The sequence below is a fragment of the Pontibacter aquaedesilientis genome (genome assembly GCF_014773225.1).
Taxonomy (GTDB): Bacteria; Bacteroidota; Bacteroidia; order Cytophagales; family Hymenobacteraceae; genus Pontibacter; species Pontibacter aquaedesilientis.
Map to the genome: position 1 here is coordinate 489419 of NZ_JACXAJ010000001.1, position 26322 is coordinate 515740.

18 protein-coding genes are annotated in these 26322 nt (G+C 49.5%); 6 read left to right on the forward strand and 12 right to left on the reverse strand.

The annotated features are described in order from the left end of the window. Positions 1-341 precede the first annotated feature (341 nt). Positions 342-740 (reverse strand): NUDIX hydrolase, encoded by a 399-nt coding sequence (locus H9Q13_RS02155; RefSeq protein ID WP_191182106.1) that lies wholly within the window; start codon positions 738-740, stop codon positions 342-344. Positions 741-918: 178 nt separating this feature from the next. Here H9Q13_RS02155 and H9Q13_RS02160 point away from each other — a divergent pair, with 178 nt between their 5' ends. Continuing rightward, entirely contained in the window at positions 919-1962 is a 1044-nt protein-coding gene (locus tag H9Q13_RS02160; protein ID WP_191182107.1) for a DNA cytosine methyltransferase, read from the forward strand. A gap of 1 nt (position 1963) precedes the next feature. Then, complete coding sequence (locus tag H9Q13_RS02165; protein WP_191182108.1) at positions 1964-3952, forward strand: BbrUII/HgiDII family restriction enzyme; 1989 nt, start codon at positions 1964-1966, stop codon at positions 3950-3952. A 145-nt stretch (positions 3953-4097) separates the two neighbouring features. On the opposite strand, the gene H9Q13_RS02170 is transcribed toward H9Q13_RS02165, so the two are convergent. Then, positions 4098-5048 (reverse strand): HNH endonuclease, encoded by a 951-nt coding sequence (locus H9Q13_RS02170; RefSeq protein ID WP_191182109.1) that lies wholly within the window; start codon positions 5046-5048, stop codon positions 4098-4100. Positions 5049-5348: 300 nt separating this feature from the next. Between H9Q13_RS02170 and H9Q13_RS02175 the strand changes: the two genes are divergently transcribed. From H9Q13_RS02175 to H9Q13_RS02185, 3 genes are all read left to right on the forward strand, one after another. Then, positions 5349-9254, forward strand: a complete 3906-nt coding sequence (locus H9Q13_RS02175) for a hypothetical protein (RefSeq protein WP_191182110.1) — start codon at positions 5349-5351, stop codon at positions 9252-9254. Positions 9255-9565: 311 nt separating this feature from the next. Further along, positions 9566-12160, forward strand: coding sequence for a phosphoenolpyruvate carboxylase (locus tag H9Q13_RS02180; protein WP_191182111.1), 2595 nt, complete (start codon positions 9566-9568; stop codon positions 12158-12160). Between the two features lie 184 nt (positions 12161-12344). Further along, positions 12345-15422: a transglycosylase domain-containing protein gene (locus H9Q13_RS02185; RefSeq protein WP_224744015.1), complete on the forward strand. Its 3078-nt coding sequence runs from the start codon at positions 12345-12347 to the stop codon at positions 15420-15422. Between the two features lie 84 nt (positions 15423-15506). On the opposite strand, the gene H9Q13_RS02190 is transcribed toward H9Q13_RS02185, so the two are convergent. Then, positions 15507-16025 carry a CHRD domain-containing protein gene (locus tag H9Q13_RS02190; RefSeq protein WP_191182112.1) on the reverse strand — a complete coding sequence of 173 codons (519 nt, stop codon included), beginning with the start codon at positions 16023-16025 and terminating at the stop codon, positions 15507-15509. Positions 16026-16652: 627 nt separating this feature from the next. Between H9Q13_RS02190 and H9Q13_RS02195 the strand changes: the two genes are divergently transcribed. Further along, the gene (locus H9Q13_RS02195; RefSeq protein ID WP_191182113.1) at positions 16653-16892 is read left to right on the forward strand and encodes an L-threonylcarbamoyladenylate synthase; all 240 of its coding nucleotides are present in this window, start codon (positions 16653-16655) and stop codon (positions 16890-16892) included. Positions 16893-16956: 64 nt separating this feature from the next. On the opposite strand, the gene mnmE is transcribed toward H9Q13_RS02195, so the two are convergent. The 9 genes from mnmE to H9Q13_RS02240 form a co-directional block, all read right to left on the reverse strand. Beyond that, positions 16957-18348, reverse strand: a complete 1392-nt coding sequence (mnmE, locus tag H9Q13_RS02200) for a tRNA uridine-5-carboxymethylaminomethyl(34) synthesis GTPase MnmE (RefSeq protein WP_191182648.1) — start codon at positions 18346-18348, stop codon at positions 16957-16959. A 107-nt stretch (positions 18349-18455) separates the two neighbouring features. Beyond that, complete coding sequence (locus H9Q13_RS02205; protein WP_191182114.1) at positions 18456-18992, reverse strand: thioredoxin family protein; 537 nt, start codon at positions 18990-18992, stop codon at positions 18456-18458. A gap of 105 nt (positions 18993-19097) precedes the next feature. Continuing rightward, a complete protein-coding gene (locus H9Q13_RS02210; protein WP_191182115.1) occupies positions 19098-19976 on the reverse strand; it encodes a metal ABC transporter permease in 879 nt (292 codons plus the stop codon). Positions 19977-20139: 163 nt separating this feature from the next. Continuing rightward, complete coding sequence (locus H9Q13_RS02215; protein ID WP_191182116.1) at positions 20140-21423, reverse strand: metal ABC transporter permease; 1284 nt, start codon at positions 21421-21423, stop codon at positions 20140-20142. Between the two features lie 166 nt (positions 21424-21589). Then, positions 21590-22381 (reverse strand): metal ABC transporter ATP-binding protein, encoded by a 792-nt coding sequence (locus tag H9Q13_RS02220; RefSeq protein WP_191182117.1) that lies wholly within the window; start codon positions 22379-22381, stop codon positions 21590-21592. A 12-nt stretch (positions 22382-22393) separates the two neighbouring features. Continuing rightward, positions 22394-23329, reverse strand: coding sequence for a metal ABC transporter solute-binding protein, Zn/Mn family (locus H9Q13_RS02225; RefSeq protein ID WP_191182118.1), 936 nt, complete (start codon positions 23327-23329; stop codon positions 22394-22396). 1 nt (position 23330) lies between these two features. Next, positions 23331-23987, reverse strand: coding sequence for a metal-dependent transcriptional regulator (locus H9Q13_RS02230; RefSeq protein ID WP_191182119.1), 657 nt, complete (start codon positions 23985-23987; stop codon positions 23331-23333). A 98-nt stretch (positions 23988-24085) separates the two neighbouring features. Further along, positions 24086-25084 (reverse strand): 3-oxoacyl-ACP synthase III family protein, encoded by a 999-nt coding sequence (locus H9Q13_RS02235; protein ID WP_191182120.1) that lies wholly within the window; start codon positions 25082-25084, stop codon positions 24086-24088. Between the two features lie 81 nt (positions 25085-25165). Continuing rightward, positions 25166-26296 (reverse strand): glycosyltransferase, encoded by a 1131-nt coding sequence (locus tag H9Q13_RS02240; RefSeq protein WP_191182121.1) that lies wholly within the window; start codon positions 26294-26296, stop codon positions 25166-25168. Positions 26297-26322 lie beyond the last annotated feature (26 nt).

The following is a 26322-nucleotide window of genomic DNA, read 5'->3' on the forward strand; positions in this document are numbered from 1 at the left end:
GCGCATTTGAAGGGGGCTAGGGGAGGCGATTATTTTTTTAGAACGTTCCTTAACGGATAATAATAAGGAACAAAGTTTCGGAGTTAATTCTCCTTCTGGTTAGAAGTCAGGTAGTTGGAAATGCATTAGGACTGCGCTGGCTTTTGCATGGTAGTGCAGGATGAAGTGATCCGACCGCTCTTGTGGACAGGCATAATGAAAAGCTGTTGGCCTTTGTGTGGCCAGGTACCCAGGCAGGTATAGCTATTGGTCATGCTAGCTGTCTACCGGAGTGCGTTGTACAGTTGCTTCTTCTCCTGCAGCGTACCGCAATTGTATGGGATGTTCGAAATTAAGCTAGGTTACCGAATAAGCTGCTTTTCTTTCAGCCAATCGAAAATGATCTGGTCGACGGGCGACACGGCGGCTCTGTCCTGATAGGTCAGCCACACTACTTCTTCTATTTCGCTGTCGGCAGCGATCGTGCCCGTGTAGGCGCCGGTATAGCAGGTCATCTGCACCTGCACCCCATCCGGATGGCTGTCGGCCTGCGCCTGAAATATACCTAGAAATCGGGTGCTGTCCTCGATCAGGGAAACGCTTAGCTCCTCGTTTATTTCCCGCGACAGCGCCTCAAAGTCGCTCTCGCCCAGTTCCCGTTTCCCGCCGGGGAAATAGTATTTGGTTCTGCCCTTGCTGCGGGTGCTCAGTATTTTGCCGTCCCGGATTTCGATCCAGGCGAGTTTGTCGATGAGGTGCAAAATTCTATTGACGGTTTTATATGAATGTAAACTAAAGGTATAGTAAAATTAAAAAGTATCCAATTGTTCAGGTACTTGCAAAAAACTCCTTTTAAAATATATATATATTGTTTAATTAGGCTTTTATTTGCGTATAATCCGAAATATTTAACTAATTAAAAACGTAGCAATCAACACTATGAATACCTTACCAAAAGTAGTTGATTTATTCTGTGGAATTGGCGGACTTACTCATGGCTTTGTTAAAGAAGGGTTTAACGTAGTAGCTGGTATTGACTTTGATGGTGAATGTAGATTTGCTTACGAAAAAAACAATAATTCAAAATTTCTTCAGAGAGACTTAACAGTGACTCATTCAAGTGAAGTAAATGAGTTATTTGGAGATAGTAAATTAAAGGTCTTAATTGGTTGCGCTCCTTGCCAAGCATTCTCCACTCTTAACAATAAAAGTACACTTAATGATAAATGGAAGTTGCTATATTCTTTCGGTAGATTTATCAGCGAAATAAAGCCAGATATAATTTCAATGGAGAATGTGCCGAATTTATTGAAATTTGATTCAGGTAAGGTATTTAATGACTTTGTTAAAGTGTTGGAAATTAGTGGTTATCAAGTAACTTATAAGGTACTTAATGCTAAAGAATACGGTGTCCCACAAAACAGAAACAGACTAATTCTTATAGCATCTTTGCATGGCAAAGTTGAGTTTCTACCTCCTACTCATAATGATGGTAATTTCGTTTCACTTAAAAAAGCTATTGGACATCTTCCTGAGATTTCTGATGGTGAAGTCTGTGCTAAAGATAGCTTACATCGATCTAGAAGCTTATCTCCATTAAATAAGAAAAGGATTGAAGCCACCCCATATGGGGGTGGGTGGACAAATTGGCCAGAAGAACTAAGACTTGAATGTCATAATAGGGCAACTGGAAAGACCTACGGCAGCTTCTACGGAAGAATGACATGGGAGGATGTTGCTCCAACACTTACTACTCAATGTATAGGGCTAGGTAATGGCAGATTTGGACATCCAGAACAAAATAGGGCTATTTCTTTAAGAGAAGCAGCTATAATTCAATCGTTCCCTGACAACTACGAATTGATTAATCCTAACAAGAAAATATCAATTGGATTATTAAGTAGGCACATTGGCAATGCCGTTCCTGTGTTACTTGGGAGCTTTATTGCAAGGACTATAAAATACCATCTAAGCCAATTATAAGATGACTAAAGCTATTTCTCCAAAGTATCAAATGAGAATGAGTCTAAATGTTCTTAATCATTTGGGCATAAATTTATATAGTAACATTCCTGCAGTGCTTTCTGAAGTTGTTGCCAATGCTTATGATGCAGACGCGACAAGGGTTGATATTACCTTAACAGAGAACTCTATTATAATAAAGGATAATGGGCATGGGATGACTTTGAATGATATTAACGCAAAGTTTTTATATGTCGGGTATCAAAGAAGGGAAAACTCCGAGGAACTATCTCATAGTTTGAAAAGAAAGGTTATGGGACGGAAGGGTATCGGTAAATTATCACTGTTTTCAATAGCCAACAATATTGAAGTTCATTCCATTCGTAAAAATCCTAACTCAGGGTTAACAGAAAAAAATGGTTTAATAATGAATCGGAATGACATTGTTAAACAAATTGGTAAAAATGAGACAGGTGTTTACATTCCTTCCAATGTTGAAGAAAGTGAATTTGATATAGACTGTGGTACAAGACTTATTATTACAGATCTTAAAAAGAATATAAGTCACACACATAACTTTCTTAAGAAAAGGCTTGCAAGAAGGTTTACAGTAATAGATGATAAAGACTTTCAAGTCTTTATCAATGAAGAGGCAATCACATTCAAGGACCGTGACTACATGTCAAAGGTTCAATTCCTTTGGACTGTTGGAGATAATCTAATAGACTATTCTAAGTGGTTCAATTTTGAAAGAATTAATCGTTTAAATGGTGATGTAGACGGTACACCATACAAAATTTCAGGTTGGATTGGCGCTGTAGAAAAACCAAGTGACTTGGATCAAGATAATATAAATAATAATAAAATTAGCATTATCTGTCGTGGCAAAATGGCACAAGAAGATATCCTTGAGTCCTTTAATGAAGGTGGTATTTATGCTACATATTTAATTGGTGAATTGCATGCGGATTTCCTTGATGATAGCGATAAAGACGATATAGCTACAAGCAGTAGACAAAAAATTGATGAAGAAGATCCTAGGTATCAAGTTTTAGAGTCACACATTTATAAACTCTTAAAGCAAATTCAAGGGGTATGGACTAATTTAAGAAATGAGGTAGCAATAGCAACAGCTGTTCAAAAGGCTGATGCTTTTAATCCAGTACTAACGGAGTGGTTCTCTTCTTTGAGAACTGAATCAAGAAAAAATCATGCATTGAAACTATTCTCAGCTATAGAGACATTGCATTTTACACCTCAAGAAGAAAAAGAAAAGAAGAGAGAACTGTATAAGCAAGGGATTTTAGCTTTTGAGAAGTTGAAATTAAGGGATAGCCTTCATGAGCTTGAAAAAATAAAAAATCCCCAAGACATTAAATTAGCTTCGATTTTTACTGATTTGAGTGATATAGAAGCTAACCTTTACTATGACATTGCTTATCAGCGGGTGGATGTAATTCATAAGTTTCAAGAACAACTTGATGACAATAATAAAGAGAAATTACTTCAGTTATACCTGTTTGATAATCTTTGGTTATTGAATCCTTCATGGGAAAGAGCAACTTCTGGTAATGCAATTCTTGAGAAGAATGTAGATGCTGAATTTGGTAAGGTAAATGCTGGATTGACTGCAGAAGAGAAAGCGGGAAGAATGGATATAAAATATCGAACAAGTGCAGGCAAACATATAATAGTAGAATTGAAACGTTATTTGCCATCTTACCCTATTAGCCCTACCAAATTATACAATCAAGGTAAGAAGTATCGGAGCGCTCTAAAGAAATGTATTAATGTGGCAGGGCAGGGTGATCCACCCATAGAAATTATCTTTGTCTTAGGGAAGCGGTTCAATGATGAAGACTATAATGAATCACTTGAGTTGTTAAAATTGATTAATGGCAGAATAATATACTATGACGATCTGATTAAGGATTCATTAGATTCCTATTCAGAATATCTAGATAAACAAAAGGAAGTAAGTAGAATCAGAGCTATTATAGACAGGATCTAGCTCATTTATAGTTCAAAACTAGACCCATATAAATTTTAAAGCTTGTAGTGAATAGTTGACTTTTGGTAGTCTCATCTAGTAGTTCGGCAGCATTATATGCTTATTAGAGTGTGAGTGTTAAAAGTAGCTATTTTATATCTACTAGCTACTGTTTAAACACGTGCTCCCGATGCCAAGCTATGTTTGAGCCATTAGGATAATGCTTTGTACCAAAAGGCAAAATTATGCTCTTTCCATTTAAATGTTGAAGGGCATAGTTGTTTGAAAGATCTTCTGCGATAGCATCAGAAACCAATACTTTTAAATCTCTATCTATTGAAATAAGACCCCGGTCAAAAGCCCGGTGCAAGTTAGGGCAAAGTGCCAATCCATTATTGATTTTATCATCCTTACTCAAACTAAATGGAACGATATGGCATGCATCAATCATAGAAAATCCATGGTTGGAGACAAGGCGCATTCCTGTGATACAGCAAGTATGGTTATACACTTGAGGTACTAGTTTTTTGAACATACCTCCACGAATAAATTGCTCCTCTTCGTCTGAATCGTTTAGGGTTAGGGTATAGGCTTCGGTGCTCTCGTTCAGTAAATAGTTTTGAAGGTTTTGAATGTAGCCCCCTTGTCTAGTTTTAAGATATTCTGATTTTGTGTCGGGGAAGTAATGATCTAAAAGAGCTGTTTTAAGTATGTTACGGCTTTCTGTAATAATGAGCAGAGCATAAAGGTCATCAGCAAAGTATCCGTAATCTACTACTTCATTAAGTGTGTGGATGCTTTTAATGTGAACATTTAATGGAGATCCAAGCTTAGTCTTTACAGTCCAAAAACCTTCAGTGGCTAAATGATAAAAAGGTAAAGAGAAGTCAGATGTATGAGCGGTTCTTACTAGCAGCGCAAATGTTTCTTTAAACAGAGCCACTAACTCAGGTGAAATGAAAACTTTATTGTCATTGATTTCAGCTTTTTCAAACTGCTCAATAAAAGTTAACAGAAGGGCTGGCTTGTGTGGAGCCTTACCGTATTTCGTGACGCCTTGTCTTAATTTGGTAAATTTTTTTAGGTATAGTTTAAGAGTATTTAAGTCAGTTTTCATTTTGAGAATTTACAAATAGAAAAGAGTGCTCTATGTTTTTTCTTGGAAAGTAATGATGTTCTTTACATTATTATATATAGTAAATGTAATATTTTATTTAATAAATAAAGCCTCTACTTTCTGTTTTGTTCCAATTATTACCCTCCCAAACTCACTTTAACTTCCCTCTCTAATAACCATATCCTACTTCAACCCCACCACACCTCCCACCCAAAAAACATCTCAAACCCCTTCCTCCCGTAAAACAAGGCACCGGCATCCTTTTATACCTTTCACCTTTTCCACGAACCGCGACGATTTATGTCAGAACCAGCTACGCCCGGCAAGGGCCAGAAAGCCTTGAAAATTGCAAGCATTGTGCTTGTGAGCCTGGCTGGTTTGCTGTTGTTGGCGCTGCTGGTCCTCTTCTTTTTTGCCGAGCCTTTGGCAGAGCGCTATCTCAAAAAGCAGGTGGCCCAGCAAACCGATGGGCTATACCAACTCGACTTCGACGAACTGGATCTGAGCTTCAGCAACTGGGGCGTCACCCTGCAGGGCGTGCATCTATACCCGGATACCGCCTTGCACCACCAGCAAAAGGAGAAGGGGCAGGCCAGTCCAAGCCTTTTGGAGCTGCAAAGCCCGAAACTCGAAATCACCGGCATCAACCTCCGGGCACTCCTCTTCAACAACCGCCTGACGGTGGGCAAAGTCGTGGCTGAAAAACCCGAGATCACGCACTGGCACGATGCGGCTGTCACGAAGAAAAGCCGTCAGGGCTCTAAAGGGGGTGGCGGCTTGGAAGCGCTGCGCATACGGGAGCTCGACCTGCAGGATGCCAGCTACCGTTACCAGCTGCTGGGGGAGCAGGGGAGGCCGCAGCACGATATCCTGCAACTGTCGCTGCAGGTAGAGGGTCTGCAACTGGACCTGCAGACGCAGGAGGCGATCAGCCAGGTGTTTCAGGCGGATGCCCTTGACCTCGCCATCCGGCGCTATACCTACCGTACACCCGACAGTGTGTATACCATTCGGGTCGGGCGCTTTACCTACGCTTCGGGGCAGCAGGAACTGAAAGCGCAGCACATTGCCGTGCAACCAAACCTGCAGGCCAATGCGGCACTTCCCAAAGACCAGGCCCATCGCACCCTTTACGAGTTCAGCGCGCCACTGCTCGCCCTACAGGGACTGGATGTAGCCTCGGCTTGGGAAACAAAGGACTTGCAACTCGACCAGTTGCTGTTGGAGCGCGGCACCCTGCAACTGCACGAAAACCTGAACGTACCCGAAACCACAGAAAGCCCCAGTCTGAAGGACCGCTATACCCAACTCTCGCCTTACCTGCGTGCGCTCGGTATACAGGAACTGCGCCTGCGGAATGGTGATTTCTCTTACCTGCAACATGGCCTTGCGGTGGATACCATCCACCGGCTGGCCAACGCAAACCTATACCTGCAAGCGGTGCAACTCGACTCTCTCACGCTCTTTGCACCCAGCGAAAAAGTTTTTGCGGAAGCAGTCAGCATCAGCACAGGCCGCTATACCTACAACCCGGTCAGCAGTCCCTATACCTTGCAGACAGCCGGCATGCAGCTGTCCACCCGCGACAAAAGCCTGGAAGCAAAGGCTCTGCACCTGTCTGGCGACTGGGACAAAAACGATGCGTTGAAAAGTCAGAACCTGGCGAAGCATACGCACTACGACATCCAGTTGCCGCAATTGAGATTTCAGGAAATGGAGCTGCTGGAGGCCATCCGGTCGTCCAGACTCACGATCGGCAGCATAGCCGCGGAGCAGCCCGTGATCGATGTGCGCACCGACCAGCGCGTGCCGAAGTCAGAAGAAGGCCCCGACCTGCAGGCGCTATACCGGCAGGTATCAGCTATAGTCAGCAGTTTGGAAGTAGGGGAGATCCGCATACGCGATGCCGCCCTCACGCAGCACAGCAAAAACAGAAACATACAGCGCCTGCAGCAGCTGGAGCATGCCTCGTTGGTGGCCATCGGTCTCGAACTGGACTCCGCTTTCGTCTTCGGCCCGGATCAGGTTCTCCCGCTGCAGGACCTCGTGGTAACGGCCCGGAACTACCGTTACCGGATGCCCGACAATACCTATACCTTCACTTTGGGCGGACTCCGCTACTCCACCCGGCAGCAGGAGTTCCTGGCCAAGTCGCTGGATGTGAACTCGAGTTTACGGGCTAACAACCAGCAGAAGCTTCGCAATAACGCCAGTCGCAAACTCATCGACCTCTCGGCCCATTCGCTGCAGATAACCGGGCTGGATTTAATCCGGGCCCTCAACACGGGGCGGCTGCAGGCGGACCGGCTTGTGCTCCAACAACCGGATGTGGCCATATTGCTCGACCGGGAGGTGACGGAGTCTGGCGCAGGTCAGCGGGAGGCAGGTAAGGCGCTTTTCGAAAGGATGGAGCTGATTTCGGTGAACACCATCCGGCTCGAAGACGGCTCCTTTACCTTCAGCGAAAAACTAAGGCCCGTCATGCGCACCCATCAGCTGGAACACGCCACCGCCACCATCACTGGATTTGAGCTGACGCCCACCAGTTTTAAAAACCTGAACGACACGCTCCCGATGCAGGAATTGAACTTGGTGGCAACAGACTATACCTACCGTTCCACCGACAGCCTGTATACCATCCGGCTGGATAGCCTGCACTACTCCAGCAGGCAGCAGGAACTGGTGGCCCGCACCTTGTTGGTAAATGCCGACAGAGGGGTGAACGAGCGCCTCAAAGAAAACAGACCGGAACTGGCCAGCCACAACCTGATCGATATTACCGCCAGAAGATCGCGCATTTCGGGCTTTAACCTGATACACGCCTACGCCACGGGGCAATATCACCTGGACAGGCTATTGCTTGCCGGCCCTAAGGTGACCATTCTGCAGGACCACGATGTACCTGCGAATCAGAGCATGGCGCTGGCCGAGCAGGACACGGCCTCCAGCAACGGCACTAGGGAGCGTGTGGAGGAACTGATCTCGACCTTGCGGGTAGGGCGACTGGATGTGACAGACGGTTCCTTCGACTTCGAGATACTCCGAAACGACACAATTCGTAGCAGTCATGCACTGGCACACGTAGCGCTCGGTATAGATGAGCTCCGGTTGGTGTCGCTGGAGAAAAACGACCCGCTGGATATTTTTGACGTGGACGACATCGAGGTGTTGATACAAGGCTATACCTACCAGATGCCCGACAGCCTGTATGCGTTGGAGATAAAGGAGATCAGGGCCTCCATGCAGCGCCATTCGCTACACCTCGACAGCCTTCATCTGCGGCCGCTTTTCAGCAAGGAGGATCAGGCCGATGAGTCTGGCTATGCCCGCAACCGGACTGAACTGGAGGTACCCAGCCTGGAGTTAATAAATGCAAACCTGCGGAACCTGTTCAACAACCAGGACCTGATCGCGCAGAAAATGCTGATTCGCAATCCGCGGTTGGAGGTCTCCCGCGACAACAGCATCGGCCTTGATCCGGGGCGCAGGCCTCCGACTTTGCAGCAGATGCTTCGTGGGGCCGACCTATACATCAAACTGGATACGGTGGTGGTCAACAAAAAGAGCCTGGAGCATGCGGTTATCGCTGTTCAGGCCAGTGAACCTGCTGTGTTTCGGCTGGAAGACGTTTACATGGAGTTGTTTAACGTCACGAACGACACGGCCCTTATCCGCCAGGACAACATCATAACCGCCAACGTGAAGGCCCGGCTAATGGGGGCCAGCATCCTGCAGGGGCGCTATACCTTTGAGATGGATCATCCGGAAGACCGCTATACCTACGAGGGCACGCTGGACCCGATGGACTTAACAGTACTAAACCCTTTGTTTGAAAACATGCTCTTCATCCGGATCAGGAGCGGACAGGTTGGAAAAGCGACTTTCTCGATCGAGTCGACGGCCACCACCTCCACGGGGCAGGTGCATTTCCCCTATAGCAACCTGAAGATTCAGCTCCTGAGCAAAGACGATCCGGACAATCCCGGCCTGCTGCTCAAGGTGGGCACCCGGTTGGTAAACGCCCTGATCGTGAAGACCAACAACCCCTCCACACTGGGCAAATTCAGGGAAGGGTATGTAGCGGAGGAGCGGGATATGCAAAGGTCGGTATTCCACCACATGGGCCAGTCTCTGTTCGATGGGGTTGCCACCAGCCTGATGACCAAATGTGTGGAAAGGATCGTCTCGAAGTTTGTGGACTTGTAGTAAGGTTGAAAGCGCTAGTTGGATTTTCATACGCCGACAGACCTTCATTCCATACCTTGAAACAGGAAAAAGCCAGATAGCCTTCTTCTGGCTCATGGCCCATCTCACGATTTAAGCTAAGACCCTAAGCTCTGGCGGTAAGCGCACTGCTAAGATCTTATACCACATGCTAAAACCCGCTCAAGCAAGCTGCCTGGTGTCCGGAGTTTGTTTATACCTTCTATGTTGATAGCATTAAGCCAGAGTCAAATTATTCGAAATGCCAAATCTTTCATTATCTTGAGATAAGTTTTGTCCTTTCACCCAAGCCTATGACCACACACATCGCCTCGCGAGCCAACCCTAGCCTCGAAACCTTCTCTACCCTGGTGGGTACGCGCTATGAAATGTATAACAGCCTGTTCTCTTCGCTGCCCTTTCATCGGGTCGAGAAAACGGGTGTGCTGCTTTCGCTGCTGGTGCTGCATTGCGAGGATGGGTATCAGCGTGGCCAAAGCCCACAGGAGATCGTCCAGAGTTTTTTTACACAATATACTACTTACCGCACGGAGCAAGAGCAACATGACCTGCTGTTTCGTTTCATACAATATGCTGAGCGGCAGGTGGTGCTTTTTGATGCGCTGGAAGAAGCCGCCTTCCGTGACACGCATGACATGCAGGGCGTGGGCACTCTGAACCAGCTCAGCATTGCGGTACAGCAGGAGCAAGCGCAGGAAAAGCTGGCAGCAAAACTCCAGGACTTTGCGGTGCGCATGGTACTGACAGCGCACCCCACCCAGTTTTACCCAAGCAACGTGCTGGGAATCATCAACGACCTGTCGCAAGCGCTGGCGTCTGACAATACTTCACAGGCACATTCCTACCTGCGGCAGCTGGGCAAAACCCCGTTTTTCAAAAAAGAGAAACCTACGCCTTACGAAGAGGCCATCAGCCTGATCTGGTTTCTGGAGAATGTGTTTTACCGTGCCGCCAGTGGCATAGTCTCTTACCTGAACGCACAATTCCCTGATGTTGCAAAACAGGGCTCCAGGCTGATCCGGATGGGTTTTTGGCCCGGCGGCGACCGCGACGGCAACCCTTTCGTGAAAGCGGATACTACCTTGCAGGTGGCGGATGCCTTGCGCATCGCTGTTATCAGAGCCTATTATGCCGATGTGCGCCGGTTGAAGCGCCGCCTTACTTTTAAGGGAGTGGAGGATTTACTGCGGGACCTGGAGACAAAGCTCTACAATAACCTTTTTGTGCCTGGCCATACCCTCGACCTCAGACAGGAGGATATCCTTCAGTCGCTGCGCGAAATCAGCAGACTGCTACAGGAAGAGCACAACAGTTTGTTCCTGGGCCAGGTGGAAGCCCTGATCACCAGCGTGGAGTTGTTCGGTCTTTTCTTCGCCTCCCTTGATATCCGGCAGGACTCCTCGGTACATGATCAGCTGTTTGAGGAGCTATCGCAACGCACCGATGTCCTGCCCAAAAACTATACTCAAATTACGGAGCAGGAGAAAATCGACGCCTTGCTGGGTACAGTCGGAAGCCTTGAAAACCAGGCGCTATTTGGGGACGATGAACTGCTACAAGACACGCTGGAGACGGTAGCCGCTATCCGGACGATACAGGAGCGCAACGGGGAGGAGGGATGCCACCGCTACATTATCAGCCACTGCACCAGTGCCCTGAATGTGCTGGAGGTCTATACCTTGTTCCGATTGGGAGGCTGGCAACCCGAGGCGCTCACCGTTGACATCGTGCCGCTCTTCGAAACCATCACCGACCTGCGGCAGGCAGCGACTGTGATGCGCCAACTCTATGAAAATGAGGTATACCGTTCGCACTTGCAACGGCGTGGCGATACCCAATCCATCATGCTCGGCTTTTCGGACGGCACCAAGGACGGCGGCTACCTGATGGCGAACTGGAGTATCTACAAAGCCAAGGAGGCCCTAACACAGGTCAGCCGGGAGTATGGCGTGGAGGTAATCTTCTTCGACGGAAGGGGAGGACCGCCGGCCCGTGGCGGTGGCAAAACACAGCAGTTCTACGCCTCCATGGGGAATAACATCGCCAACAAAGAGATTCAACTGACTATACAGGGCCAAACGGTTAGTTCTAATTTCGGTTCGGTGGATGCGGCCCGCTTTAATCTGGAGCAGCTCCTGTATGCGGGCATCAGCAGCAGCCTGTTCGACCGCCAAAAACCTACCCTGGCCCCGGACGATGACCGGCTGTTGCAGGAACTGGCGGAAGTCAGTTTCGAGGCCTATTCGGAGTTGAAGAACAACCCGGTTTTTCTGGATTACCTGACTTTCGTGAGCCCACTGCGCTATTATGGTGAGGCCAATATTGGCAGTCGCCCCTCTAAGCGAAAGGCTGGCAAATTAAACCTGGATGATCTGCGGGCAGTGCCCTACGTGGGGGCCTGGAGCCAGCTGAAGCAAAATCTGCCGGGTTATTACGGCGTGGGCAAAGCCCTGGAGGCCTTGCATGCAGCAGGGGAATGGCCACGGCTACAACAGCTCTACAAAAACTCGCTGTTTTTCAAAACCTTGCTCGATAACTGTGAGATGGCCATGAAGAAGTGCTTTTTCCCGGTAACGGCCTATTTGGCAGAACACCCGACGTACGGCCCGCTTTGGCAGCAAATTTACGAGGAGTTTGAGCGCACCCGGAAGTACGTGCTCCTGCTGGCTGGGGCCGACACGCTGATGGCGGACAAACCCATGGATGAGCTTTCGATTCAGCTGCGGCAGCGCATCGAGTTGCCGCTGATCACCATCCAGCAATATGCTTTGGCCCGGATCAGGCGTGTAGAGGAGCAGGGCGAGGCACAGCAGGATAAACAAGTGTTTGAGAAACTGGTCGTACGCTGCTCATTTGGCATCATCAACGCGGAGCGCAACTCTGCCTGATCCATCAGTCGCATTGCATGGTAAAATAGGCCGTCTTTGTCAGGCAACTCGCTGACAAGGGCGGCCTATATGCTTAATATTTATATATATTGTTAAGAAACAGTTATTTGAATACCCTTTTGGGTTGCTTTAAACGTACATAATACTACCAGTTTATCTTTTTTAGCACCTTATAAATTCGGAGATGGTAGTCAGCAATTACCGTCCCACTCACACGGCCAGGAAGGAGAGAAAGCGTGGGACCATCCTCAAATGGATGCTCTTTGGAGTGCTGCTCATTGTATTAGGAGTTGTCATCGCTGCCGTGTTATATGAAGCCCGAACTTCTCGTTTACAGGCGCGTGAAATAGCGCACTACGCCAGTACCCTAACGTATCAGGTTGACGTTGGACCGAGCGACGCGATCGTTTTCCCGGCGCATGGCCCTTTCGATAAAAGACTTGGATACGCTCACTTGCCCAAACTTGTGGACCGGGCACAGGCCCGTGGGATGGAAGTCGCACACCAGACCAGGTTCTCCCAAGCCCTGATCGACTATACCTCTCGTGGGTATTTTGCCCCGTACCCGGAAAAGACGCAGGCCGGTCTGCACATTGTGGATAGGAGTGGCAACCCTGTTTACCAATTCAGGTACCCTCGCCGGGTGTACGCCAGTTATGAAGCCGTACCCTCGCTGATCACACAGACTTTGTTATTTATCGAGAACCGGGAACTGCTCTCACCGGACAAACCTTTTATGAACCCCGCCATTGACTGGTTGCGCTTTTCAAAAGCAGGCCTGCACATGGCGGCCAGCCGAGCCGGGTTAGATTATGAAACGATGGGAGCCAGCACATTAGCCACCCAGATCGAAAAGTACCGCCACTCCTCCCAGGGTATAACAGCCAGTCCGAAGGCAAAGCTGCGCCAAATGGCATCTGCCAGCGTACGGGCTTACCAGACGGGACCGGAAACATTGCCTGCCAGACAAAACCTCGTGCTGACCTATTTCAACACCCTGCCGCTCTATGGTGCGCCAGCCTACGGCGAAGTGCATGGACTAGGCGATGGCCTGTGGGTATGGTTCGGGGCCGATTTTGAGCAGGTGAACAGGCTGTTGAGTATGCCCGTTTCCGAAGGCGATACCCTGCAGGCACAGGGGCTGGCACTCCGGCAGGTGCTTTCGATGTTGATTGCCCAGCGCAGGCCTGCCTACTACCTCAGCCCGAGGGGCCATGCAGCGCTGAGCGAGCTGACAGCGAGCTACCTGCGTCTGCTGGCTGCCAATGCGCACATTAGCGGCAGGCTGCGCGATGCGGCACTGGCTGAGGAAGTGGTGTACCGCGACTTCAGCACGCACCCGGTTGCCGTGGCTGTGGAGACAGACAAGGGTTCGCACATGGTGCGTACCCATTTATCCGGATTGCTGGGCAAGTCACTTTATGACCTTGACCGAATGGACCTGGCCGCCACTACCAGCCTGGAGTATGAGTTGCAGCAACAGGTAAGCGATTACCTGACCCGGCTAAATGAGCCAGAATTCGCCAAAAGTGCGGGGCTGTTTGGAGAGCGCCTGCTGTCGCCAGACCGTACGGAGCAAGTTCGCTACAGCTTTACGCTGTATGAGCGCACGCCACTTGGGAACTTGGTGCGTGTACAGACCGACAACACCGACCAGCCTTTCGACCTGAATGCGGGCAGCAAACTCGAATTGGGCTCTACCGCCAAACTGCGCATACTGGTCACCTACCTTGAGGTGATCGCCGAGCTACATGACAGGTATACCGGGCTGGCTGCACCGGATCTGCGCAAAGAGTTGGCCAAATCACAGGACAACCTGAGCCGCTGGGTACTGCAGTACCTGCTGCACGCCCGGGATAAAAGTCTGCCGGCTACGCTCCAGGCATCGCTTGAGAGACGCTACTCGGCCAGTCCGCATGAGATGTTTTTTACGGGTGGTGGCATGCATACCTTCCACAATTTCAGCAACACCGACAATGGGCGCAGCCCGACCGTGCGGGAAGCCTTTCTGAAGTCCATCAACCTGCCCTTTATCCGGATAACGCGTGACCTGGTCAGGTATAGCATACAGCAGCGCACTGGCGGCACCGCCACCCTGGTCGGAAACGACTACGACCCGCGCCGCCGGGAGTACCTGACCCGCTTTGCCGACCGGGAAGGGCAGACCTATATGCTCCGTTTCTGGCATAAGTATAAAGGGAAGACAGAAGCGGAGCGCTTTGAAACCTTGGTAAAGAGCATGCGCCTCAACTCAGTCCGGTTCGCTACAGTGCATCGTTTCTTTTATCCTGAAACAGATTCGGTAAGCTTTGGGAAATTAGTGCGGCAGCGTGTGCCCTGGGAAAAGAAATTGAAAGATAAACGCATCATGGAGTTATACCACCAGTTTGGTCCCGAGGCGTTTGACTTGAACGATCAGGGTTATATTTCGCGCGTTCATCCATTGGAGCTCTGGACGTTGCAGTATCTGCAGCAGCATCCGGAAGCTACCTGGCCGCAAGTAGTGGCTGCCAGTAAGGATACACGGCAGGAGGTATATAAATGGCTCTTTCGATCCCGTCACAAGAGCGCCCGTGACTCCCGCATTCGGACCATGTTGGAGCTTGACGCTTTCGATGATCTGCAGCAGCGCTGGCAACGGCTGGGCTACCCGTTCGAGCAATTGGTTCCTTCGCTGGCGACTGCATTGGGTTCTTCCGGAGACAGGCCTGAGGCACTGGCGGAACTGATGGGAATTATCCTGAACGATGGCGTTCGGCAACGGACGCTACGGGTAGAGGAACTGCAATTTGCGGCCCAAACCCCTTACGAAACCGGCATGAGATGGCAAGAGGCGGCAGGAGAGCAGGTACTGGCACCAGAAGTCGCCGCCATACTGCGCGAAAACCTGCTCGAGGTCGTGGAGACCGGAACTGCCCGCCGATTGCAGGGCGGTATACCTGGCATGGTAGGCCAGACCATCCGGTTGGGAGGTAAAACCGGTACCGGCGATAACCGCATCGTGACGCTGAGCAAAAGAGGGCAGCGCCTGGCTTCCCGCTCCGTCAACCGCACCGCTACTTTCGTTTTCTTTCTGGGGGAGCATCACTTTGGTACGCTCACCGCCTTTGTGCCCGGTCGTGAGTCGGACGATTTCCATTTCACTTCCTCGCTGCCGGTTCAGGTATTGCGCGGCATGGCCCCGCTCTTGGCACCATACCTGGAGCAGGAGGGAACCCTGCCTGATTCGATCGCGGAGAAAGAGCCTCTCAGCCGCCTATAAAGACATGAGTCAGAAGTTGCCTGCACACAAAAGCCGCACAAGTCAAACTGTGCGGCTTTTGTAAATGTACCTGTCGGTGCTAGGTTACTCCACTTGTCCTCTGAGCTCACCATCCGGGTAAGTGGTGCTGTGAATGTTCAGGTACCATAACCCATTCAACAGATCGTCTTCCTCCTGCTGGGTAAGCTGGCGGGTCTGACCTGAGACTGTACCGGAACTACCAGCACTGCTCGTTCCTGGGTCGTAGCCGGAGCTACCGGTCAGGGGGAGCCCTATGACAACCGGAGCGTTTGCAGTCGTGGAAGCAGGGCCATGGAAGTGCATGCCGACGGTTCTGTCGCTTGAGTTTCCAAGTGCCCAGGTCACGACATACGTCAGCCTTTTAGTGTCCATATTATAGACAGCGTCCAGTTCGCCGCTGCCAGTCGTGGTTACGGGTGGGTTTTGAACTTCGGCTGCTCCGGTCAACGCGATATTATCGAAGCGCACTTCATTGTCAGGCAGGTCTATGCCCCCGTCGTCATCGTCGTCACAACTGCTTACTACAAATACCAGGCTGAGCAGCAAACTGACGACCAGCCAATAATTTTTAAATAGCTTCATAATCTTAAAATTTTAGGGTTCGGAATAAATCATGTAAAAACAGGACCAATGCAATTGGTCTGTCGAACACAGAACTTGCTGTGTTACCGAATAATAAATGTTAAAAAAATGGTTTTTAATGTGTTGAAATTGACTTTCCGTTCAGTTGGCTGGTATAGCGTTTGCTAGCTATTTACACATGCTTGTCTATGTGATGTTTCGGACGCCTATACCTGAGAGTGGGATTTTAAGCGAAGGTCTCCACTCCAACGTAGAGGTAGGGTGATAACTTACAGTTGAAGCTCCAGAAGGCGTTTGGTACTCTAAAGCAGTACCTATTTTAATGATTAATAACAGTTTTGGAGCTGTAGTAATGTAAACTGTATATATAATCATACGTGTAAACCCCATTCTGTGTCATAAAACTAGATAATCTAATCCTTATAGTGACCCCAGGCAAATGGTACAGAATTTCAAGCTTTTTACCGGACAAAATCCCTATTCATTTTTGGGTTAATTCCTTCAAATGAAATCTATTCATAAGATTTGTTTATAGTTTGTAGTAATAATATAAATAAAAATTTATATATCAGGGGCGTTATTTTTGCGACATCATTTATAATGGAACATTGCATAAGTAACTAATTGATGGCTGTAACCGGCAAAAATTTTAAAAGGGCAGGGCGACTATTGGCAGGAGGGAAGTTAGTTGCCATACCAACCGAAACCGTTTACGGACTCGCGGCTAATACCTTAGACGAGCAGGCAGTAGCGCAGATTTTTATGACGAAAGGCAGGCCCCATAGCTCATTGGGAGACAAGACGCCAGAAGAGTGGGTAGAATATAACATAGTAGAACCCGAATTCTCTACTTTTGACAGGTCCTAAAAATGGGAGGAGCTCCTTAGTTTTCTATAACCGACCTTAACTGGTTTTAAAAAGAGGATATAGGTTACTTTCCGATGCAGAACTTCGTAAAAATGTTATCCAACAGATCGTCTGTGGTGATCTCTCCTGTAATTTCCCCTAGGCTGTAAAGTGCGCGACGAATATCCGCCGCTACCAGATCGCCGCTCATACCTAAAGCAACTCCGTTCAGCACGTCATCCAACGCTTCGTAGGTTTTGTTCAGGCTGTCGACGTGGCGTAGGTTGGTCACGATAGTTTGTTGCTGGGTATTAAGCTTACCCAGGTTTACTTTGTCTACCAGTGCCTGTTTCAGGTCCTCCATGTGCGCGCCTTCTGCCGCCGAGATCTGTACGAGTCCGTCTATACCTGCAAAAGAGGCTAACTTTTCAGGTGTGGCCTGGTCAATTTTATTGGCAACCGGCAGGAAAGGCAGCTTCTTCGGATTGAGCACCTCCAACTCTGATTGAAGTTCTTCTGGTGTCGTGTCGGTGATGTCAAACAGGTAGATAATGAGCGAGGACTGGCTCAGTTTCTGCATGGTGCGCTCCACGCCGATCGCCTCTACCTTGTCGGTGGTTTCGCGCAGGCCGGCCGTGTCGATGAAGCGGAAAGTCACGCCACCCATGTTGATCTCGTCCTCGATGAAGTCGCGGGTCGTACCTGGTACATCCGATACAATGGCTTTCTCCTCGTTGAGCAGCTTGTTAAGCAGGGTGGACTTGCCTGCATTGGGTTTGCCCACGATGACAGTCGGAACGCCGTTCTTAATCACGTTGCCAAGCTCAAACGATTTGAGCAGCTCTCGGATGATCTGCTGTATGTTCAGGATAAGGGAACGCAGCTGGTCACGGTCTGCAAACTCCACGTCCTCTTCGCCAAAATCCAGCTCCAGCTCGATCATAGAAGCAAAATGCACCAGCTCGGCCCGCAGGCGTTTAATCTCCTGTGAGAAACCACCGCGCATCTGCTTCATGGCCACCTCATGGGAGAGGGCCGAGTCAGAGGCGATCAGGTCGGCAACGGCCTCGGCTTGGGCCAGGTCAAACTGTCCGTTCAGGAAGGCACGTTTCGTAAATTCCCCGGCATTAGCCAACCGAGCCCCTTTTTTAAGGAGCAGTTTTACGATCTGCTGCACGATGAAGTCGGAGCCATGGCAGGAAATCTCCACCACGTTCTCTTTGGTATAGGAGTGGGGCGCCACAAATAAGGAAACCAGCACTTCATCGACGATCTTGCCTTCGTCCCGGATGGTACCAAAATGGATGGTATGGCTGGCCTGTAGGGACAAATCTTTCCCTTTGAAGACGCTATTGGTGAGTGTGATCGCTTCAGGACCTGACAAACGGATGACGGCAATGGCGCCCGTGCCGGATGCAGTCGCTACGGCGACAATCGTATCGGTATGTAAATGTGGATTGATCAAGGTATAGGAAATTGCTTTCGCAAAGGTAAGGAATAGCGGTTAATGAGGAGTGCGTCAAGTCGATTTATGTAGCGGTCTGCACTTTCATGATTCCGGTGTAGAAGGACTCCTGCTATTTCTCATTTCTTTTTCTCAAACTCCTGCCAGGTCATGTTTTTGTGGTGATTATCGCCAAAATATGTCAGGATCTTATGGAGCGTTTTGGCGTCGAGGTAGCCGGGCACTGGGGTGAGCATATTGAATTTCTCGTCCAGGTATACCGTAGTTGGGTAACTCATCTGCCCCTGCAATAGGGCAATGGCCAGTTCGTGCGCTTTGTACTCGGGCTTGAAAGTGTAGGTATGGCCATTAAGAGTGATGGGCTTTTTACCCTCCGCGTCGAGTTTCACGGCATAGTAGTTTTTATTGATGTAAGCCACCACGGCCGGGTCGGAGAAGGTAGACTTGTCCATTTTCTTGCACCAGCCGCACCAGTCTGTGTAGACATCGATCACTACCTTGCGGGGTTGCTTCTTTATTTTAGCGGCTGCCTCTTCCATGGTCAGCCAATTGATCTGCGGGGCAGCCGTTTTCTCCGGTGAAGGCTTTACAAAGGTAAAGGCTGACAGCACGAACACCAGTGCAAGCAGCGGCAATAGATAGGTTTTCTTTCTCATAAGGAATAGGCTCTCGGTAAGAGAACATGCTAGATGAATATTTAATTCTCTACATTCAATTTGACTGGATATTTATACCTGCTGGTAACCAAGTGGCCGTGGGGGTTAATGGCTGACGCCCTGCACCCGTTTCTGGCGGAGCAGTATACCTCTGGTCGGAGAGAAAAGGAATGCCAGCGTAAACGCTATACCTGTTACGGTAGCAATGGCTCCCGCTATAGAGCCGTCCATCCATACGGCCAGGTAGTAACCTACGATAGAGGAGAGGATACCGACAATGACAGAGATCACCAGCATAGCCTTAAAGTTATCGGTGAGCAGGTAAGCCGTGGCTGGTGGGGCAACCAGGAAGGCCACCACCAAAATAGCCCCTACCGATTCGAAAGAGGCTACTGTCGTCAAGGAAACAGCGGTCATGAGCAGGTAGTACCAAAGCGAAGTGGAAATGCCGATAGCTGCCGCAAAAGCCGGATCAAAGGTGGTCAGGAAAAGCTCTTTGTAACCAATGATGATGAAAAACGCGATCAACAGGGTCACGACACTCAGGGTCCATACGGTACGCGGCCCCATGCTAAGACCACCCGATGTAATCCAAAGGTCCAGCGGCACGTAGGCAATCTCTCCATACAGCACACATTCCTGGTCCAGATCCACCTGCCCGGCAAACACCGAGATCAGGATAATGCCGATGGCAAATAGCCAGGTAAAGGTAACGCCGATGGCGGCATCGGCCTGCACACGGGCGTAGCGGTGAAAGAACTCGATCAGGAAAGTCGTGAGCACGCCCAGCAGACCAGCCCCAATCAGCATCGGAACCGAATCGCGTGAGCCAGTCAGCAGAAAGGCAATTACAATACCCGGCAGCACGGCATGGGATATGGCGTCGCCTACCATCGCCATCCGGCGCAGGATGAGGTAGCACCCCAGCAAACTGCAGCAAGTCGCTACCAAAGAACCAGTCAGTATAATCCAGAAGGCGTTCACTTATTATTAGTTAATTGTTGTTAGTTAATCGTTGATCGTAAATTATTTGTGCATGATTTGGACAGGTCGCGACCTGTCCAAATGCATTAATTTCACCTTTCTAACTCCTAAACTCTCAAACTCCCTAACACTCGAGACTCAGAACTCGGGACTCAGAACTCGATTAAGGAATTCTGGCGCTGTGCGGGTCCAAGTCCGGGTAGTTAAGTTCTTCCAGTAGCTTTTGCTCCAGCTCCGGGGTGATAATGTGCTCGATGGTTTCTGCGTCTTCGTGCACGTGGTCGGAAGCCAGATTCAGGTACTGGGTCAGGTATAGCTCCCAGAGGCGATGCAGACGCACAACCCGGCGGCCCCGCTTTTCGCCTTCTGTGGTCAGCAGCCAGCGCTGGTTTTCCTTTTTCAGATAACCTTGTCGCTTTAGTTTTTGCAGACCACGCAGTGCCTGCTTAGGAGGAATGCTGCGCCGTTCCAGAAGATCATCCAGACTTCGGGATGCCTCGTAATCCTGTCGGAGTTCGCCCAGCTGAAACAGCAGTTTGAGCAGGTTTTCTTCCAGAATGCGGGTCTTGTTGCGTCGCTGCCGCAGGATGCGAGCAATCCAGCCACGTCTGGGCGCCAATGCAAACGATAAAATAGCGATCATCGAAACGATGAGCACGATCCAAGGGCCGGTTGGCATGGCAGGCGCGGTATAAGACACAAAAGCCCCGGCTATACCTGAGAAAGCTCCCATGAAGGCGGCTAGTACCAGCATCACTTTGAGGTTCTCGGTCCAGAAACGGGCGGCAGCGGCAGGCGTGATCAGCATGGCGGCCATTAACACAACTCCCACAGCCTGTATACCTACCACCACGGCAAACACCGTGAGAGTCGTCAGCAGTAGTTCCAGTCCGCGAACCGGGAAGCCGATCGTACGGGCATAGGCCTGGTCAAAGCATAGCAAAGTGAGTTCTTTGTAGTAAAGGATGACTGCTATCAATAACAGCACCGCCACCACGCTAAAGGTAATCAGGTCTTCGCCAACCAGTGAAGCGGCCTTGCCAAACAGGAATTTATCCAGTCCGCTTTGGGCGGCATTGCCGGAGTGCTGAATAGAGGTGAGCAGCAAAATGCCAATGCCAAAGAACACCGAAAGTACCAGCCCGATTGCGGTGTCTTCCTTGATGCGTGAACGGGAGGTGATAAAATCAATGGCTACCAGCGACAGCCAACCAGTTACAAAGGCTCCGATAAGCAGAATAAACGGGTTCTTGGTGCCGGAGAGGATAAAAGCAAGGCAAACCCCCGGCAGCACGGCGTGCGCTACCGCATCACCCACAAGGGCACGTTTCCGAAGCAGCGTAAAGCAACCCACCACCGCCGAACTACTGGCCAGCAGCACCGAGCCCAACGTGACGTAACGTATGTTGGCATCTGCAAACGAAAAAAACTCGAAGAACTCCTTCATTCTTTTTGGTGGCTAAATGGCTTTATGGCTAAATGGTTGTAGGTTCAATAGTTGCATTGTTGGTTGTTAAAGCCTGATTCGGTCAGGTCGCGACCAGGCCCTGCTTGATATCTGAATTTGTTACGTTATGGCGAGTCAACAATTTAGCCCTCAACAATTTAACTATTTATAGCTTCTCCCTTGCTGGGAATTCCTGTTTGCGGAGCAGGTCGCCTACATTGGAAAGCAGGGTGAGCTTGCCGCCGTAGGTTTGCTCCAGAAGTTCCTGGGTCAGTACTTTCTCGGTAGGACCAGAGGCCACCAGGCGCATGTTGAGCAGCACCACCCAGTCAAAATATTCGGAAGCGGATTGTAAATCATGGTGCACCACGATCACGGTTTTGCCTTCGTCGCGCATTTGGCGCAGGAGTTGAATGATCGCCGTTTCCGTTGCGATGTCAACCCCGGCGAAAGGTTCATCCATAAAATAAATATCCGCATTTTGCGCCAATGCCCTGGCCAGAAACACCCGTTGCTGCTGCCCACCGGACAGCTGTGAGATCTGTCGATCTGCGTAGCTTTGCATGCCTACTTTCTCCAGCGCCTCCATGGCCGCGTCCTTGTCGGCTTTGCGGGGACGTTTGAATAGCCCCAGCTTGCCATACCTTCCCATCAGAACCACATCGAATACGGAGGCCGGGAAATCCCAGTCCACGGACTCACGTTGCGGCACATAGCTGATGCGGTTGTATACCTGTTTCAGGGGCTGGTCGAAGATGCGCACGTAACCACTGCTGGATGCCAGCAGATCCATCATCGCCTTGATCAGCGTGGACTTGCCGGCCCCGTTCGGACCGATCACACCTACCAGCGCACCGGCAGGCAGGGTAAGGTCTATACCCCAAAGCACCGGCTTACGATCGTAACTAACGGTGAGGTCGTGTACTTCTACTACTGGATTCTCTACTTGAAGTATCATGCTATTAGGGGCTTACTTTAAGGAAGATACAATTGTGCGGACATTGTAGCGCACCATACCTATGTAAGTGCCTTCGGGTGTACCGTCAGCACCCAGAGCATCAGAGTATAGCGTGCCGCCAATCTGTACCTGGTGACCGCGTTGCCGGGAGCCTTCTACCACCGCCTCGATCGCTTTGGGTGATACCGATGATTCCACAAACACAGCCTTGATCTTATGGTCGACTATAAACTTCACCAGCGATGACACATCCTGCAAACCGAACTCCGATACGGTAGAAATCCCCTGAAGGCCGCGTACCTGTATAGTGTAAGCGTCGCCGAAATAACCGAAGGCGTCATGCGCGGTAATGAGAATGCGCTGGTCGTCCGGTATAGAGGCAATCTCAGCCTTGACTTCATTATGCAGTTGAGACAACTCCCGCAGATATGCCGAGGTCTGTTGCTGGTATAAAGCGGTATTTTGAGGGTCTTTTTTCTGTAGTTCGCTGCTCAGGTGGATAACAACCTGCATCCAAAGCGACACATCAAACCAAAGGTGCGGGTCATAGCTGCCCTGAAACTGGTCGGAACTACGCAAATCCGTAGTGGGTATCCCTTCACCGGCAGCGATCACGGTTTTCTGTCGACTCAGTTTCTCCAGTATCTCACCCATCTTGCCCTCCAGGTGCAAACCATTGTAAATAATCACATCAGCACCAGTCAGCTTGTTCAGGTCGCCTTGGGTGGCTTTGTAGAGGTGAGGGTCCACGCCACTGCCCATAATAGACTCCACATCCGCTGCGTCGCCCACGATGTTGGCCACAGCGTCGCGGAGTATGCCGGTGGTCGTGACGATCTTCATACGCTGGCCCTGGGGCACTTCGCCTTTGGTTTCGGTTTGGGTGCAGGAGCCAAGCAAAAGCAGTACATGCAATAAGCATAGCAGTAAAAGGAGGGAAGGTCTCATGTTAAGCGGATAAGAAAATATTACGGGATACTTCACTCGATACAACTAGATTCTTTTTATTTTCTATGTTGATCTCCAGTGAGTTGTCGTATGGTATTTTATCGATTACTTTAATCTTGGCGCCCAGGTATATCCCCATCTTGTCTAGGTACTGCAGGAAGAGTGGCTGAGAGTCGTTCACACCCACTACAGTGCCTGAAGTGCTCAGTTCCATATCGGCCAGCAGCTTTTGTTGCTTTATGTTGATCTCGCCGTCTTCAGAAGGGATGGGGTCGCCGTGCGGGTCGAACTTAGGGTAACCCAGGAACTCGTCGAGGCGCCTAATCAGCAGGTCAGAGTTGATGTGCTCCAGTTCCTCAGCCACATCATGCACCTCATCCCAGTTGAACTTGAGCTTCTCGACCAAAAACACTTCCCATAGGCGGTGCTTGCGGATGATCTGCAGGGCCACACGCTCCCCGCTTTCAGTCAGGGTCACGCCCCGGTACTTCACGTAATCGGCTATACCTTTGCTGCTCAGTTTGCGGAGCATATCCGTCACAGAGGCAGCCTTGGTGTCGAGCGCCTCCGCAATGGCATTAGTGTTCACCTCCTGGGTGCCATTGGCCGAAAGCTTGTATATCGCCTTGATGTAGTTTTCTTCAGTAAAGCTGTGCACTTTTTCAAATTTTGAATGCGTGAGTGAGCGGTTGAGTGAATGAATTTTTTAGAGTATACAATCACTCATTCACTCAATCGCTCACTCACAATTTGTAATTACCATCTAATAAGCGCAGAGGCCCAGGTAAAGCCGGAGCCGAAGGCGGCCATGCATACCAGGTCTCCCTCTTTGATGCGTCCTTCCTGTACGGCTTCGCTCAATGCGATTGGCACAGAGGCAGCCGTTGTGTTGCCGTATTTTTGAATATTGCTCATCACTTTATCGGCAGGTAAACCCATCTTTTGCTGAATGTAAGACGTAATGCGCAAGTTAGCCTGGTGAGGTATAAGCATGTCAATGTCAGACGGTTTGTAGCCGTTCTTTTCAAGTGCCTCTTCAATCACTTCCGGGAAACGGGTCACGGCATGCTTGAACACCTGGTTACCATTCATGTAAGGGTAGACTGTTCCTTCTTCGATCATCTCATGCGTGAGGCGGTCTTTCTTCGTGCTGCCCGGGTCGATCACAGCCAGTTCTTCGGCAAACTCGCCGTCGGCATGCAGGTGCGTCGATAATATGCCTTTGTCCTTGCTCTCAGAAGGGGTGAGCACCACGGCGCCCGCACCGTCACCGAAGATCACCGACACATTACGTCCACGGGTAGAGAAGTCAAGACCGTTGGAGTGGATCTCAGAACCTACCACCAGTATCGTATTATACATGCCCGTTTTAATGAACTGGTCAGCTACCGATAAGGCATATACAAAGCCGGAGCATTGGTTGCGCACATCCAGCGCAGGAATCTCTTTAAGGCCCATCTCTCGCTGCATCAATACGCCAGAGCCAGGGAAAACATAGTCAGGGCTGAGTGTTGCAAACACGATCATGTCTACATCCTCAGGTTTTAGTCCGGCCATTTCCAGTGCCTTGAGGGAGGCCTTTGCTCCCATATTAGAGGTGGTGTCTACTCCTTCCTGGAAGTAGCGACGTTCCTGTATACCTGTCCGCTCTCTGATCCACTCATCAGAGGTATCCATCAGTTTCTCAAGGTCTTTGTTTGTGATAACGCGCTCAGGCACATAATGACCTACGCCGGCTATTTTAGAATTTCGCATAGTAATGAGTTTAGCTTTACAAATATACTGATAATTACCGAATTTAGATTCGTCTAAAAATATTTTTACGATGGCTATATTTTAACGCAGCAGCTTGTTTATGACCTGGAGTAGTTTATCCTCCTCGGTGTGCCAGTAAATATCCTGTGGTATTCCTTCGGTATAAAAGGAGGTCAGGTATAGCTTTTCCAAAAGCTCTGGAGCATTTGCACTCATAAAGTCAATGGATAAACCAGCGCCGTTTCCCTCTACTATCGCATGCCACAAAGGGTTTTGCTGGATAAGCACCGGCAGGCCGTGCGCCATGTATTCGTAGAGTTTGGTAGGTATACAGCGGAAGGTGCTTTGGTTCGGCCGGTAGGGCAGTAAGCCGACATGACTTTTTGCGATCTCCTTCAAGATTTCCTCGTGTGGCACCAAGCTGTCTCCGCCGATCAACTGAATGTAGCCCTTGCCTTTTATAGCATCTTTCAATGCGGCCAGGGTATGTGCATTGGCGCAATAACCTATTATGGTCAGCCGGGTACCTGAGTTGATTTTGTGAAATTCTTCTGCCAGGCGAATAGCCTCCCATAAACCGTACTCTTCTGCGATTGTGCCGCTGTAAAGCAGGTATAGCGGACCCATTGTAGGTATAGCGACAGGTATTGCCGGTGTGGCTTGGTTAGTTTTTTCCTTATACTTGTTCTCCACGCAGGTATAGCGATTGCCCAGGAAAGGCAGTTCCTCCGCATAACTTCTTTCTGCCAGCAGAAAATGAGCAATAGCAGGGGTAGTTAGTCTTTCTGTCGAGCGCACAGCCAATGCTAGCAGTTGTTTGGCCAGCCAGGGGTAATTATGCTGTGCTCTTAGGTTCAGGCTGTAGTTTTCCTGAATGTCGTAAACCAATTGGCAGCCATACTTTTGTTTGTAGAAAAGGCTAACCAATAGAAGTTCATGGGTTGTAACAATGAGGAGTTCAGGCTTTAGCTGAACCAGTAGGTTGTAAAATTTGCGCTGGGCCTCCAACCTCCCCAAGCTCATTCTTTTGAACTCGAAAATCGGGTGGAAGGAGATATTGCCGGGTGCATGAGAAGGTATAGGCCCTGTATAGCCGCAAATATGAATGGCCGCGCCGGGTATTTTGCTGAGCGACACCCCTAGTTTTTCGTACATACGGGTGTCGTTTATCGGTTTTAGCAGCGAAGCCAGGAGGATTCTCTTTTCAGACATCGCCTAAATTTAATACTTTTGCGCAT

Excerpts from the sequence above, each read along its gene's own strand:
- H9Q13_RS02170 (WP_191182109.1), bottom strand. The coding sequence starts at position 5,048 with ATGAAAACTGACTTAAATACTCTTAAACTATACCTAAAAAAATTTACC.
- H9Q13_RS02190 (WP_191182112.1), bottom strand. The coding sequence starts at position 16,025 with ATGAAGCTATTTAAAAATTATTGGCTGGTCGTCAGTTTGCTGCTCAGC.
- H9Q13_RS02175 (WP_191182110.1), top strand. The coding sequence starts at position 5,349 with ATGTCAGAACCAGCTACGCCCGGCAAGGGCCAGAAAGCCTTGAAAATT.
- H9Q13_RS02240 (WP_191182121.1), bottom strand. The coding sequence starts at position 26,296 with ATGTCTGAAAAGAGAATCCTCCTGGCTTCGCTGCTAAAACCGATAAAC.
- H9Q13_RS02235 (WP_191182120.1), bottom strand. The coding sequence starts at position 25,084 with ATGCGAAATTCTAAAATAGCCGGCGTAGGTCATTATGTGCCTGAGCGC.
- H9Q13_RS02185 (WP_224744015.1), top strand. The coding sequence starts at position 12,345 with ATGGTAGTCAGCAATTACCGTCCCACTCACACGGCCAGGAAGGAGAGA.
- H9Q13_RS02160 (WP_191182107.1), top strand. The coding sequence starts at position 919 with ATGAATACCTTACCAAAAGTAGTTGATTTATTCTGTGGAATTGGCGGA.
- H9Q13_RS02220 (WP_191182117.1), bottom strand. The coding sequence starts at position 22,381 with ATGATACTTCAAGTAGAGAATCCAGTAGTAGAAGTACACGACCTCACC.
- H9Q13_RS02225 (WP_191182118.1), bottom strand. The coding sequence starts at position 23,329 with ATGAGACCTTCCCTCCTTTTACTGCTATGCTTATTGCATGTACTGCTT.
- H9Q13_RS02180 (WP_191182111.1), top strand. The coding sequence starts at position 9,566 with ATGACCACACACATCGCCTCGCGAGCCAACCCTAGCCTCGAAACCTTC.
- H9Q13_RS02205 (WP_191182114.1), bottom strand. The coding sequence starts at position 18,992 with ATGAGAAAGAAAACCTATCTATTGCCGCTGCTTGCACTGGTGTTCGTG.
- H9Q13_RS02215 (WP_191182116.1), bottom strand. The coding sequence starts at position 21,423 with ATGAAGGAGTTCTTCGAGTTTTTTTCGTTTGCAGATGCCAACATACGT.
- H9Q13_RS02195 (WP_191182113.1), top strand. The coding sequence starts at position 16,653 with ATGGCTGTAACCGGCAAAAATTTTAAAAGGGCAGGGCGACTATTGGCA.
- H9Q13_RS02165 (WP_191182108.1), top strand. The coding sequence starts at position 1,964 with ATGACTAAAGCTATTTCTCCAAAGTATCAAATGAGAATGAGTCTAAAT.